The sequence below is a fragment of the Pseudoalteromonas sp. A601 genome (assembly GCF_002165575.1).
Taxonomy (GTDB): domain Bacteria; phylum Pseudomonadota; class Gammaproteobacteria; order Enterobacterales; family Alteromonadaceae; genus Pseudoalteromonas.
Genome location: NZ_MXQF01000020.1, coordinates 21,821 through 34,830, shown reverse-complemented (window position 1 = coordinate 34,830; position 13,010 = coordinate 21,821). Strand labels below are relative to the sequence as shown.

Below are 13,010 nucleotides of genomic sequence, written 5' to 3'. Positions count from 1 at the left end.
TAAAGTTTGGGTATAAGATATACCCAAACCAACTCAAAATACAGAATTCAGCGTTTCACAGGGGCTTAATATCAAGGCGTTATTTTGCAAGAATGGTAGTCCCTTTTAAGAAGTAATAACGATGAGAGTAAGTTCCTGTGAAACGCCCTACGGGTTGGTTTAAAAGCGATTAATACTGCGTTATTGATTTTAACAATAGAACCACTATTATTTGCAATCAATGCCTTGCCTAAATCGCTTTTAACTCCAACTGAGGCTCGTATCTTGAGATGGTTTGGGTATAGATCTATTCGGCTTATAATAAAATGAAATTAACTTTTAAGTTTTGTATGTTTTTTGTTATTAAAATTCTTTTTATAATGCAGTTGTGATTTATTAATGTGCCTTCAGCACGGGTTATACATATGTCAGTGATATTTTAGTTTGATGTTTATCTACATGCTCACATTCCTAGTTGTCTTTTTAATGTAATCCAATAGCCAACCAGACACCTACTGCTATCATTAAGCTGCCAGCGATTGCGTTCATCCATTTGATATTATCGCCGCGGTTTAAAAATAAGCGTAAACTTTTACCACCCGTTGCATAGGCCATCATACAAACAAATTCACTAACAAGTATTATAGCAACCAAAATACTCAGTTGAGGAGCAATAGCATAGTCAATGTTAATAAAAGGGGGCAGTAACGAGATCATAAAAGCCCAACCTTTGGGGTTAGCCATAGCAGTCACCAACCCTTGGCTAAATAATGTTTTGCGACTTATTTTACTCTTTTGATGATTATCTAGATTGAGTTTAGCCTCATCGCGCCACATGCTAATGCCTATAAAGACTAAATATGCGCCGCCGGCCCATTTTACGATTGAAAATGCCTGCGGGTAATTTAACATGATACTTGCCACGCCTAATACGGCAGCTATAGCTACTAGGGCTACACCAAGTAACTCACCTAGCATCATCCACATAGTCCGTCTGACGCCAATACTCATACCGAGTGTCATTGCTAGTGTCATACACATACCGGGTGTGATTGAAACAAAAAAGAATGTTGGTATAAATGCCGCCAGTATTGCTAAATCAAACATCAAGTTATCCACTGAAAATTATCTGGACATGACAATATCAAGATCTTGCGCTCTAAACCAAGAAATCGGCTATGTTTATAGCAAAAAATATAAAGCAGCAAAGCAGCAGTGCGACATCTTTTGGCTAGTAGCATTAAATAGCTTGGTATTTTGAATATATTTTTGCTTTGTGCGGTGCTTTGAATTAGGATCAAATTAGTTTAAAACCAAGAACTAATGGCCTGTGTCTAGATTATTAATTTTACTTACTGCTATATTCTTCAGCTATTCGATTAAAGCTGTTGAAGTTACTGATTTATATCAAGATATACTTAAGGTTGAAGATAAATCCCGAGATGCACGTTTAACGGCAAGTCGTGCTGCACTATTAAACGTTTTGGTAAAGGTAAGTGGTGATCCGTATGCAGATCAAAACCCGCTTGCTAAACGGCGTAGTAAAGATATCTCTGATTATATGCTTAAATTTGAGTATGATGAGAAAACAGACGGCACACTTCAACTTGTTGTAAAATTTGAAGCTAATAAAATTAATGCCTTGATTAAGGAGCTTAACCTGCCACTATGGGGAACACGTAGACCTTTAGTTGCAATCTGGTTAGCAATCGAAGATAACTGGCGGCGAGAGCTTGTAACCCAAGAAAGTTACCCGCAACTTGAACAGCTTATTTACGACACTGCCGCTCGCCGTGGGTTACCTGTTGTTGTCCCGTTACTTGATCTACAAGACAGAGCACTCGTTGGTATCCCTGAAGTGTGGGGTAATTTTTCTGAGCCAGTAGAACAAGCATCAAGCAGATACAGAGCGGAGCGAAGTATTACTGCACGTTTATATACGCAGCAAGATAGCGAAAACTGGGTACTTGATTGGCGTTTTACAAACGATGACTTATTTGAAGCAAATCGTTTAACGGGCGATAAGCAACAAACCATTGCTTTAATGATAGATAGCTTAGCAGCAGGGCTTGCCGCTGAGTATGCTGTCGATCCAAATTCTTCAGGGCAACTTGCTCAAGCAATCTTTAAACTTAAAGGCACGCAAAGTTTTGTTGATATTGAACTTGCAAAAAGACGATTGGAAAGTTTAAGTGTGGTTACAAAAGTAGTAATCCGTTCACGTGATAGCCAAACGATTTACTTTGAAGTTAATCACACTGGTTCTTTAAGTGACTTTAAAAAAGCGTTGGAGTTAGACCGTACATTTGAAGCGTTTGTTGATCCTAGAGCTTTTTATCAGGTTGCTTCTGAGAATGATCTTGATTATCAATGGGTCGGCTTATAATGCAGGCATTAGAGCCGGTGCAAATGGCGCTTCCAGTTACACTGCCTGACGATGAAACGTTTGCATCGTATTTTGGTGGTGAGAACTCCTTGGAAGTAAGCCACTTAAAAAATGCCTTTAAAAGCCTTGCGACCACGTTTCAATATACTTATTTGTGTGGGCTAGGTGATTCTGGTAAATCTCATTTATTATATGCTACCTGTATTCATGCGCAAGAACGTGGTTTATCAACTATGTTGCTGTCAATGCGTGAAGTAATTGATTTTGGCCCTATGGTGCTAGATGGCTTAGACGCATTAGATGTATTGTGTATAGATGACGTGCACTTAGTTGCGGGTAATGATGCTTGGGAAAAAGCATTATTTAACTTCTTTAACCGTTTTAACGAACCTGGTAAGTGTCTAGTGGTCACCGCGGATTTACTCCCTGATATGCTTAATATCACACTGCCGGATTTGGTTTCTCGGCTGAAATGGGGAACGACGTTTCAGATTCGTTCAATGAGTGATGATGATAAGGCTGAAGCGTTAGTAAAACGTGCAAATATGCGAGGACTTGAACTTAGTGATGAATGTGCTCGTTTTTTATTAACCCGCCTAAGCCGTGACATGAGAGCGCTATTAGATGTGCTGGATAAGCTTGACCATGCGTCTATGGCTGCGCAACGAAAACTCACTATTCCTTTTATAAAGTCTGCATTAAAGTTGTAAAAAACGTATTTCCTCGCTTTTAGACGCATGTTATTTAGAAAGAATTCAATAAGATTAGTATAAAGCCTAGAATCTAGTCCTTGCTTTCAGTTATCATTAGTCAACAAAATTGTAATCACCTTCTGTGAAAGATCAGGTACCGAATGAACTTAGAAAATATATTAGCGCAAGCACTTGAGGCAGTTGCCAGTGCCAATGAAATCGCGCAGCTTGAAGATATCAGGGTTAATTATCTTGGTAAAAAGGGCGAAATCACCAGTTTATTAAAAACGCTTGGTAAAATTGCGCCTGAAGAGCGTAAAGAAGCCGGTCAAGTTATCAATCAAGCAAAACAAGATGTACAAGTCGCGATTAACGAAAAACGCGAATTACTTGCTAGCAAAGCACTTGAAGAAAAACTTGCCGCAGAAACAATTGATGTAACATTACCAGGACGCGTTATGCCTACTGGTGGCCTTCACCCAGTGACACGTACAATTGAGCGTATTGAAAGCTTTTTTGGTGAATTAGGCTTTGCTGTTAAATCTGGCCCTGAAGTTGAAGATGATTTTCATAACTTCGATGCGCTAAATATTCCTGAGCATCATCCAGCGCGTGCAGATCACGATACCTTCTATTTTAATCCAAAGCTTGTGTTACGTACCCAAACAAGTGGTGTACAAATACGTACTATGGAAACCGAACAGCCGCCACTTAGAATTATTTCTCCGGGTCGTGTTTATCGTAATGATTATGACCAAACACACACACCAATGTTCCATCAGGTTGAAGGCCTAATGGTCGATACAGATGTAAGTTTCACAGAGCTTAAAGGTATTTTGCACGATTTCTTGCGTAACTTCTTTGAAGAAGACATGGAGATTCGTTTCCGTCCATCTTACTTCCCATTTACTGAACCGTCAGCTGAAGTAGATGTGATGGGTAAAAATGGTAAATGGTTAGAGGTATTAGGTTGTGGCATGGTTCACCCTAATGTACTTAAATCAGTGGGTATTGATCCTGAAAAATACACCGGTTTTGCCTTTGGTATGGGTGTAGAGCGTTTAACTATGTTGCGCTATGGCGTAAATGACTTACGTGCGTTTTTCGAAAACGATTTAAAATTCCTAAACCAGTTCCGTTAAGAGTGAAGATATAAAATGAAATTTAGTGAAAAGTGGTTAAGAGAGTGGGTAAATCCTGCAATTGACACGCAGGCTCTTTCGGAACAGTTATCGATGGCTGGCCTTGAAGTTGATGCTGTAGAGCCAGCGGCTGACGAGTTTAACGGTGTTGTGGTTGGTGAAGTTGTTGAATGTGGTCAACATCCTGATGCAGACAAATTACGTGTAACAAAAATCAATGTTGGTGGCGATGAGCTACTTGATATTGTGTGTGGCGCACCAAATTGTCGTCAAGGTATTAAGGTTGCAGTAGCAACTGTAGGTGCAGTATTACCGGGCGACTTTAAAATTAAGAAAGCCAAGCTTCGTGGCCAACCATCTCACGGCATGTTATGTGCGTTTGTTGAGCTAGGTATTAGTGAAGAAGGCGATGGCATTATGGAATTGCCATTAGATGCGCCTGTAGGCACTGATTTACGTGAATATTTAGGCCTTGATGACAATATCATTGATGTTGATTTAACCCCTAACCGTGGTGACTGCCTTGGTATTAAAGGGATTGCCCGTGAAGTCGGTGTGCTTAACAGTATTGATGTTAAAGCGCTAGAAATTCCAGCAGTTAAAGCCACAATTGACGATAAAGTATCAATTGAATTAGTTAACGAAGATGCCTGTCCTCGTTATTTAGGCCGCGTGATTAAAGGCATTAACCTTGATGCAGAAACGCCGCTTTGGATGGTAGAAAAACTACGTCGTAGTGGTATTCGTTCAATCGACCCTGTGGTTGATGTAACTAATTTTGTGTTGCTTGAGCTAGGCCATCCAATGCATGCATTTGACTTAAATGCGATTGAAGGCGGTATTAAAGTTCGCAGTGCAAATGCAGGTGAAGAACTTGTTCTTCTTGATGGCAACACAGCAAAACTTAACGAATCAACTTTGGTTATTGCCGATCACAATAAAGCGTTAGCAATTGCCGGTATTTTTGGTGGCGAGCAATCAGGTGTAACAGAAAAAACCGCTGATATTTTATTAGAAAGCGCATTTTTCAACCCAATTGCAATTGCAGGTCAAGCTCGTAGCTACGGCCTACATACGGATGCATCACACCGCTATGAGCGTGGTGTTGATTTTGCACTGCAACATGATGCTATGGAACGTGCGACTGCATTATTACTTGATATTGTAGGTGGTGAGGCCGGCCCAGTTGTTGAAGCCGTTGCTAAAGACAAGTTACCAAAAGTAACAGAAGTACGCCTACGCCGTGAACGTCTAGACCGCGTAATAGGCCATCACATTGCTGATGAAAAAGTAACGGATATCCTAACGCGCTTAGGTCTTGATGTGAAAATTGTTGATGGTGTGTGGAGTGCTGATGTACCAAGCTACCGCTTTGATATTCGTATCGAAGAAGATTTAATTGAAGAAGTAGCGCGTGTATTTGGTTACAACAGTATTCCAAATGTAGCGCCTACAGCTAAATTGAAAATGACAACGCATAATGAAGCCACCATTGCCGTGAATAAATTTCGCAATGCACTTGTTACACGTGGTTATCAAGAAGCCATTACTTACAGTTTTGTTGATCCAAAAGCACAAACTATTTTGCACCCAGACAGCGATGCACTTATCTTACCGCATCCGATCTCAAGTGATATGTCAGCAATGCGTGTAAGCTTAATGCCAGGATTATTAGCATCATTGGTTTATAACCAAAACCGTCAGCAGCCTCGTATTCGTTTATTCGAACATGGTCTTAAATTCTTACGTGATGAAAACGCAGAAAACGGCGTTAACCAAGTGGCAGTTATTGGTGGTGTTATTACGGGCCTTGCTCATGGTGAGCATTGGGTTGAAGAAAAGCGTAATGTTGATTTTTATGATTTAAAAGGTGATGTTGAAGCATTACTTTCATTAACTAATGATATAAATCGTTTTGAGATCAAAGCAGAGCAATCTGATGGTTTACACCCAGGTCAATCTGCTGCTATCTACGTTGATGGCAAAAAAGTAGGTTTCTTTGGTGCCATTCACCCGCAAGTACAAAAATCGCTAGATATTAATAATGCGGCTTATGTATTTGAAATTGAAATGTCAGCAATTGAAAAAAGAAATTTACCTGAAGCTGTAGGGGTATCTAAGTTCCCTTCAAACCGCCGCGACATCGCTATTTTAGTGGAAGATCAGGTGAAATCTGGCGACATTTTATCAGTGATAGAAAAAGTTGGCGGAAATCAATTGGTTGACCTAAACTTATTCGATGTGTATAAGGGCAAAGGTATTGAGCCAAATTATAAGAGTTTGGCGATTGCTCTAACACTGCAGGCGGTTGATAGAACACTCGAAGAGAAAGATATCAATCAGGTAGTTGATAACGTGGTGGCCGCACTGGCCGAACAGTTTAATGCATCGTTGAGGGACTAGATATGGCGCTTACTAAAGCCGACATAGCTGAACACCTATTTGAAAAACTCGGGATCAATAAAAAAGATGCCAAAGATTTAGTTGAAGCGTTTTTTGAAGAAATCCGCTCAGCGCTTGAAAAAGGCGAGCAGGTTAAGCTCTCTGGATTTGGTAACTTTGATCTTCGTGACAAAAAAGAAAGGCCAGGACGTAATCCGAAAACAGGAGAAGATATTCCTATTTCGGCGCGTCGAGTGGTCACTTTTAGACCGGGTCAGAAATTAAAGACTCGTGTCGAAGTAGGCACTAGCAAAGCAAAATAAAAAAAGGCAGCGTAAGCTGCCTTTTTCTTTTCTAACTGGTGAGATATTAAAACCCTCGTGGTGATACAAATTGGCCGCTTTGAATGCTGTCGTAGGTTTGCTGCGCCAATGTCTCTAAACTGTTTAAACTTTTACCAGTGGCCGTTATCTTGTGCTCAATTGGTAAAATATCAATATTTGTAATGCCTGATAATTGAGCGACGCGGGCAAAGGTATATGCGTGTTTATATTTTTCGTGTTTGTTAAATAAACTCACTAAGGTTGTATACACTTCAGGATTTGGAGTCTGTTGTGATTCATTGAGCTCCAACGTTTTGTAGAGTAAATCAATGGTTTTTTCTTCATCAAACTTAATGTAGTAAGATGCTAAGAAAAATTGCATCTGTGCATCTTGCGTTACACTTGGATCATCTTCAAGTGCTAAAAGTTTAGTCAATGCAGACTGATCATTATTGCGAGACCAATGATAATAAAGTAACCCAGGGTGATTAGTGCCCTTAGTATCTTGATAAATTCGTGTCATCTCTTTAATGCTTGTTAAATGACCTTCAACACGGGAGGTGGTTTTTTCTTTGAGTTTGATGTGTTCAATTTTTGCCGCAAGTGATACGCATTGACTGTACTGTTCAAAGCCTTGTAGTAGCAAGTATTTGTTTTCTTCAGTGGGTTGTTTATATTCATGGTAACGTGCCATGATCACATCCGCGCGTTGTTTCTTACAATGACTGTCTTTGTTTAAATCGTTACATAACCCAGGGGTTTCTTTACACACCTTTGCTTGCGTAAGCGGCTCTTCACACCCGGTTAGTACTAATAAACTCAATAATAAACTTGCCCTGAGCAACATCCCTCAATCCCACAGTAATAATTTCTTATTTATTCTAACGCAATGAATTGCTCTGTAACAGTGGAGAATAAAGTGAGTTTAAATTAGAATAGCCATGCCCATAGTGGCGAATTGCTCTCACATGCTTAATTCGCATTATGGTTATCCGTTCAAAAATTGTTTAATTAGGTAAAAAACATGACCTCATCTCACGAGTTAGAATATACAAATAGCTGGCAAGAGCGCCAAGATTACGCAGAAAGCATGCAACCGATTATTGGTAAACTTTACCGTAGTCGCGGTGTTGAAATTGCAGTGTATGGTCGTCCGCTTGTTAATGCGAGCACCATTGATATCATTAAATCTCATAAAACAGTGGCGCAGTTTGAAGGTACTAAATTACGTTTACGCGAAAGCTTCCCGTTTTTAGAAGCCATCAGCAAAATGGATTTAAACTCAGCACGTATTGATATTGGTAAACTTGCTTATGGTTATTTATTTAACGATGCTGCTAAAGGTCGTTCAATTGAAGATTATCTAAATGATGAATTAGCTGAAATCATTAACTCAAAAGCAAAAGAGCCTCGTGATGTCGTACTATATGGTTTTGGCCGTATTGGCCGTTTATTAGCGCGTTTGCTAATCGAAAAATCAGGCCCGTATGCTGACTTACGCTTACGTGCAATTGTTGTGCGTGGTGGTAAAGAGGGTGACCTTGAAAAACGTGCAAGCCTTTTACGTCGTGATTCAATTCATGGACCATTCAATGGCTCTATCACCATTGATAAAGAGCGTAATGCAATTAAAGCAAATGGTAGCTACATCCAAGTTATCTATGCTAACTCGCCAAGTGAAGTGGATTACACAGCTTACGGTATTGAAAATGCATTAGTTGTTGATAACACGGGTATCTGGAAAGATGAAGCAGGCCTTGGTCAACACCTAGAGTCAAAAGGTGCTGCAAAAGTATTATTAACAGCCCCTGCAAAAGGTAATATCAAAAATATCGTTTATGGTGTAAATAACCAAGATATCCTACCTGAAGATAAGATTGTGTGTGCGGCAAGCTGTACGACAAACGCAATTACACCAACACTTAAAGCATTAAACGATAAGTTTGGTATTAACAACGGTCATGTTGAAACGGTGCATTCTTATACCAATGACCAAAATTTGATTGATAACTATCATAAAGCTGAGCGTCGTGGCCGTGCCGCTGCACTTAACATGGTAATCACCGAAACCGGCGCTGCGAAAGCAGTATCAAAAGCGCTACCAGAACTTGAAGGTAAGCTGACAGGTAATGCTATCCGTGTTCCGACGCCAAATGTATCTTTAGCCATTTTGAATCTGAACTTAGCAAAAGGCACCTCAGTAGAAGAGTTAAACTCTTTCTTACGTGATGCTGCCCTGCATTCTGATTTACGCGACCAAATTGATTACACCGCCTCTACAGAAATCGTATCAACTGACTTAGTCGGTAGCCGTTACGCCGGTGTTGTTGATTCACAAGCGACAATTGTTGATGGCAACCGTGTTGTACTTTATGTTTGGTACGATAATGAATTTGGCTATAGCTGTCAGGTTGTGCGTTGTATGCGTGATATGGCTGAGGTTTCATTCCCAAGCTTGCCACGTTAATCTGTAATAGCTATAAATATTTACAAAAAGCCAGCGAATGCTGGCTTTTTTAATCGTGAACTTTTTCCAAATCTCTAAGCGTGTGGTAGGCTGTTTCTAGTTTGCTACATTTTACTAACAAAGCATCCCTTGCAATGGGGTGTTGCTTAATTTCTAACTGACAAGCGACTGACTGTTAGGAGTTATTTTTAACCTAAAGGTTTATTTTAGATGAAAATCACCAGTAATTTTGACAGTGGTAACATCAATGTTATTGAAGCCACTGATCCATTAAACATACAGCTTGAGATCAACAAAGATCACGAGTCTGATTTTTTCCAATGGTTTCATTTCCGTCTCGAGACCACCCCTTTTCAAAATCATAAACTACACATTAATAATCTTGAAAACTCAGCTTACCCAGATGGCTGGGTAGGGTACCATGCCGTTGCATCTTATGACCGTCAAACATGGTTTCGTGTGCCGTCAAACTACGAAGAGGGCACATTAAGCTTTGAGATTGAGCCTGAATGCGGCACGGTATATTTTGCTTACTTTGCACCTTACAGTTACGAGCGCCACCTTGACTTAATTACGTGGGCACAAAGCCAAGAAGCATGCCAGCTAGAAACTTTAGGTGAAACACTCGACGGCCGTGATATGAGTGTATTACGCATTGGTGGTGATAGCGATGAGAACAAAAAAACAATTTGGATCACCGCACGTCAACACCCTGGCGAAACCATGGCTGAATGGTTTGTTGAAGGCGTATTACATAAGCTACTCGATGACGAAGACCCACACGCAGCGGCGTTACTTTCAAAAGCAGTATTCTATATAGTGCCAAACATGAACCCAGATGGCAGTGCTCGTGGACACTTACGTACTAATGCTAAAGGGGTTAACTTAAATCGTGAATGGCAGACACCAAGTATGGAAAATAGCCCTGAAGTGTACTTAGTGCTTAATAAAATGCGTGAAACAGGTTTAGACATGCATTTAGATATCCACGGTGATGAAGCTATCCCGTATAACTTCTTTGCTGGTAGCGAAGGTATCCCATGTTATGACGAACGCTTAAAAGGTTTAGAAGATAGCTTTAAAGCAGCAATGCATATCGTAACACCTGAATTTCAGGATGTTCATGGCTATGATAAAGACGAACCTGGTCAAGCTAACTTAACGGTTGGCTCTTCTGCGGTTGCACAGGAGTTTAATGCACTTGCTTACACCGTTGAAATGCCATTTAAAGATAATGATGGCTTACCGGATCCAGATTATGGCTGGTCTGATCGCCGCTCTTATCAGTTTGGTCAAGATACGTTAGCAGCAATTGTTAATGTGGTTGATAAGCTTAGATAAGACCTAAGTTATGGGTATTGGCTAAGGCTGATGCCCATTACAATATGAGCGATAACTTTATTATAAATTCAGTAGGAAACTCTTTAGTTGTTCAAATGTAAAACAAAAAAGTTTAATAATATTTTATAGAGTCTGTGCGGATAGTTGAATAAATTAGTAATTATGAAAATTAAGTGTTAACTAAACTGGTTGGTTTAAGTTAATATGCAAAAACAATGAAAATTAGTTTTATATTCGTCGCGCATTCTGAGTAACTGAAGCAGAGTATCGTAACTAAAAATAAAAAATATAATTATAGAGGATATCCATGGAAGCTTTTGTAAGTGCCGTTAATGACGTGGTTTGGAGTAGCGCACTCATATACTTATGCCTAGGCGCAGGTCTATTTTATTCAATTTTAACTCGCTTTGCGCAAGTTAGACACTTTAAAGAAATGTGTAAACTGTTACTCACTTCTAACCGTTCCACTACGGGTATTTCATCTTTTCAAGCGCTAGCTGTATCGTTATCTGGCCGTGTAGGTGTAGGTAACATTGCCGGTGTGGCTGCTGCTATTGGCTTTGGTGGTCCAGGTGCCATTTTTTGGATGTGGATTGTTGCATTTTTAGGTGCGAGTACTGCTTATGCAGAGTCTACATTAGGGCAAATTTATAAAACAGAAGAAGACGGCCAATATCGTGGTGGCCCAGCTTATTATTTTGATCGTTGTCTAGAGCAAAAGTGGTTAGGTATTCTATTTGCTGTTTCTGCAATCATTGCCTGTGGAGTATTTTTACCTGGTGTTCAAGCCAATGCCGTTGGTAACGCGTTTACCCAAGTGTTTGGTAATGGTGAAATGGTAACAACGAGTTTTGGTGAAGTTGGTACATTTAAGCTTGTAGCATTAGCCATTATTTTAATTGTGTTAGCCTTTATTATTTTTGGTGGCATTAAGCGTATTGCAAACTTTACCCAAATAGTTGTGCCATTTATGGCGCTTGGTTACATTGTATTAGCGTTGATCGTTGTATTTTTAAACGTGGATAAAGTACCGGGTATCTTCTCATTAATTATTTCGGATGCATTCACTGCACAAGCTGGTTTTGGTGCTGCGATAGGTTGGGGTGTAAAACGTGGTATTTACTCTAACGAAGCAGGTCAAGGTACAGGCCCGCATGCAGCGGCTGCTGCAGAAGTTGAACACCCAGCACAGCAAGGCTTAGTACAAGCTTTTTCTGTGTATGTAGATACTATATTTGTATGTACAGCGACTGCATTAATGATATTAATTACTCAACAATATAATGTTGTTGGTGAACTACCTGCAGGGCAATTTATTGTACAAAATGTTGATGCTGCAACTGAAGTTGGCTCAGCTGCATTCACTCAAATGGCTTTATTTAGTGTATTTGGTGGTTTTGGTGAGGCCTTTGTTGGTGTTGCTTTGTTCTTCTTCGCATTTACAACAATACTTGCGTATTACTACATAGCAGAAACCAATGTGGCTTACTTAAATCGCTATTTTAAAGGCAGCATCCCACTTTTAATCGTTAAGTTGGTTATTATGTTTATGGTGGCATACGGTATGGTTAATAATTCTGGTTATATCTGGAGCATTGGTGATATCGGTGTGGGTTTGATGGCTTGGATCAATATTGTCGGGATATTGGCTATTTTCTTTGTTGCTAAGCCTGCTCTGAACTGTTTACGCGATTACGAAGAACAAAAGAAAGCCGGTGGTGAAATTATATTTGACCCCATTAAATTAGGCATTAAAAATGCGACTTTCTGGGAAAAACGCTTAGAACAAAAGAGAAAAGAAAAAAGCAATCTAGCAGACTAATGTATTTAATTTGTTGATATCACTGTGCGGCTTGCATTTTTTTCGAATCTTCACAATTGAGTGAAATTCAAAAAAGACATCGACTAATAAAACACGTACAATAAAGAGCGCCGCAAGGCGCTTTTTTTATGCGAAGTATGGAGAGATGTATGGCGATTGTTAGTTGTCCTAATTGTAATAAGTCGATATCAGATAAACATAAGCAGTGCCCTCACTGTGAAAATAATGTGGCAGAGCTTAACGACGAGCAACGCCAGCAATTAGCGCGTGAAAAACGCATTCAAAAACAGCAAATGTTTATGAACCACTCCTTTTTCGCATTATTTATATTCTTAGGTGGTTTCTTCTGCTTATATTTCTTACAGCCAGAGCCAAAAAGCGCCAATTGGTACGCATGTACCGCTGCGATTGGCATTGGTTGTATTTGGTATTTAATTAACCGCGTTATTTTAGTAACACTCAAGAAGAAAAAATGA

The 13,010-nt window shown here is 39.8% G+C and carries 11 protein-coding genes; 9 read left to right on the top strand and 2 right to left on the bottom strand.

Annotated elements, in window-relative coordinates; translation table 11 throughout:
* Positions 1 to 462: 462 nt before the first annotated feature.
* On the bottom strand, positions 463 to 1,086 hold the full coding sequence (locus B5G52_RS15990) for a LysE family translocator (RefSeq protein ID WP_087533650.1): 624 nt from the start codon (positions 1,084 to 1,086) through the stop codon (positions 463 to 465).
* Between the two features lie 223 nt (positions 1,087 to 1,309).
* Between B5G52_RS15990 and B5G52_RS15985 the strand changes: the two genes are divergently transcribed.
* From B5G52_RS15985 to ihfA, 5 genes are all read left to right on the top strand, one after another.
* Entirely contained in the window at positions 1,310 to 2,365 is a 1,056-nt protein-coding gene (locus B5G52_RS15985) for a DUF2066 domain-containing protein (protein WP_087533649.1), read from the top strand.
* The gene (gene hda / locus B5G52_RS15980) at positions 2,365 to 3,075 is read left to right on the top strand and encodes a DnaA inactivator Hda (RefSeq protein ID WP_176372566.1); all 711 of its coding nucleotides are present in this window, start codon (positions 2,365 to 2,367) and stop codon (positions 3,073 to 3,075) included. The genes B5G52_RS15985 and hda overlap by 1 nt, the downstream gene beginning before the upstream one ends.
* A gap of 143 nt (positions 3,076 to 3,218) precedes the next feature.
* On the top strand, positions 3,219 to 4,199 hold the full coding sequence (gene pheS / locus B5G52_RS15975; RefSeq protein WP_087533648.1) for a phenylalanine--tRNA ligase subunit alpha: 981 nt from the start codon (positions 3,219 to 3,221) through the stop codon (positions 4,197 to 4,199).
* Between the two features lie 15 nt (positions 4,200 to 4,214).
* Positions 4,215 to 6,602 (top strand): phenylalanine--tRNA ligase subunit beta, encoded by a 2,388-nt coding sequence (gene pheT / locus B5G52_RS15970; protein ID WP_087533647.1) that lies wholly within the window; start codon positions 4,215 to 4,217, stop codon positions 6,600 to 6,602.
* Positions 6,603 to 6,604: 2 nt separating this feature from the next.
* A complete protein-coding gene (gene ihfA / locus B5G52_RS15965) occupies positions 6,605 to 6,904 on the top strand; it encodes an integration host factor subunit alpha (RefSeq protein ID WP_002960690.1) in 300 nt (99 codons plus the stop codon).
* A 46-nt stretch (positions 6,905 to 6,950) separates the two neighbouring features.
* Here ihfA and B5G52_RS15960 read toward each other — a convergent pair whose 3' ends face one another.
* A complete protein-coding gene (locus B5G52_RS15960; RefSeq protein WP_087533646.1) occupies positions 6,951 to 7,751 on the bottom strand; it encodes a DUF2989 domain-containing protein in 801 nt (266 codons plus the stop codon).
* A 177-nt stretch (positions 7,752 to 7,928) separates the two neighbouring features.
* Between B5G52_RS15960 and B5G52_RS15955 the strand changes: the two genes are divergently transcribed.
* The 4 genes from B5G52_RS15955 (at position 7,929) to B5G52_RS15940 (ending at position 13,010) form a co-directional block, all read left to right on the top strand.
* Positions 7,929 to 9,371: a glyceraldehyde-3-phosphate dehydrogenase gene (locus tag B5G52_RS15955; protein WP_087533645.1), complete on the top strand. Its 1,443-nt coding sequence runs from the start codon at positions 7,929 to 7,931 to the stop codon at positions 9,369 to 9,371.
* A gap of 210 nt (positions 9,372 to 9,581) precedes the next feature.
* Entirely contained in the window at positions 9,582 to 10,712 is a 1,131-nt protein-coding gene (locus B5G52_RS15950) for a M14-type cytosolic carboxypeptidase (protein ID WP_087533644.1), read from the top strand.
* 307 nt (positions 10,713 to 11,019) lie between these two features.
* Positions 11,020 to 12,534, top strand: coding sequence for a sodium:alanine symporter family protein (locus B5G52_RS15945; RefSeq protein WP_087533643.1), 1,515 nt, complete (start codon positions 11,020 to 11,022; stop codon positions 12,532 to 12,534).
* A 149-nt stretch (positions 12,535 to 12,683) separates the two neighbouring features.
* The gene (locus B5G52_RS15940; RefSeq protein WP_087533642.1) at positions 12,684 to 13,010 is read left to right on the top strand and encodes a hypothetical protein; all 327 of its coding nucleotides are present in this window, start codon (positions 12,684 to 12,686) and stop codon (positions 13,008 to 13,010) included.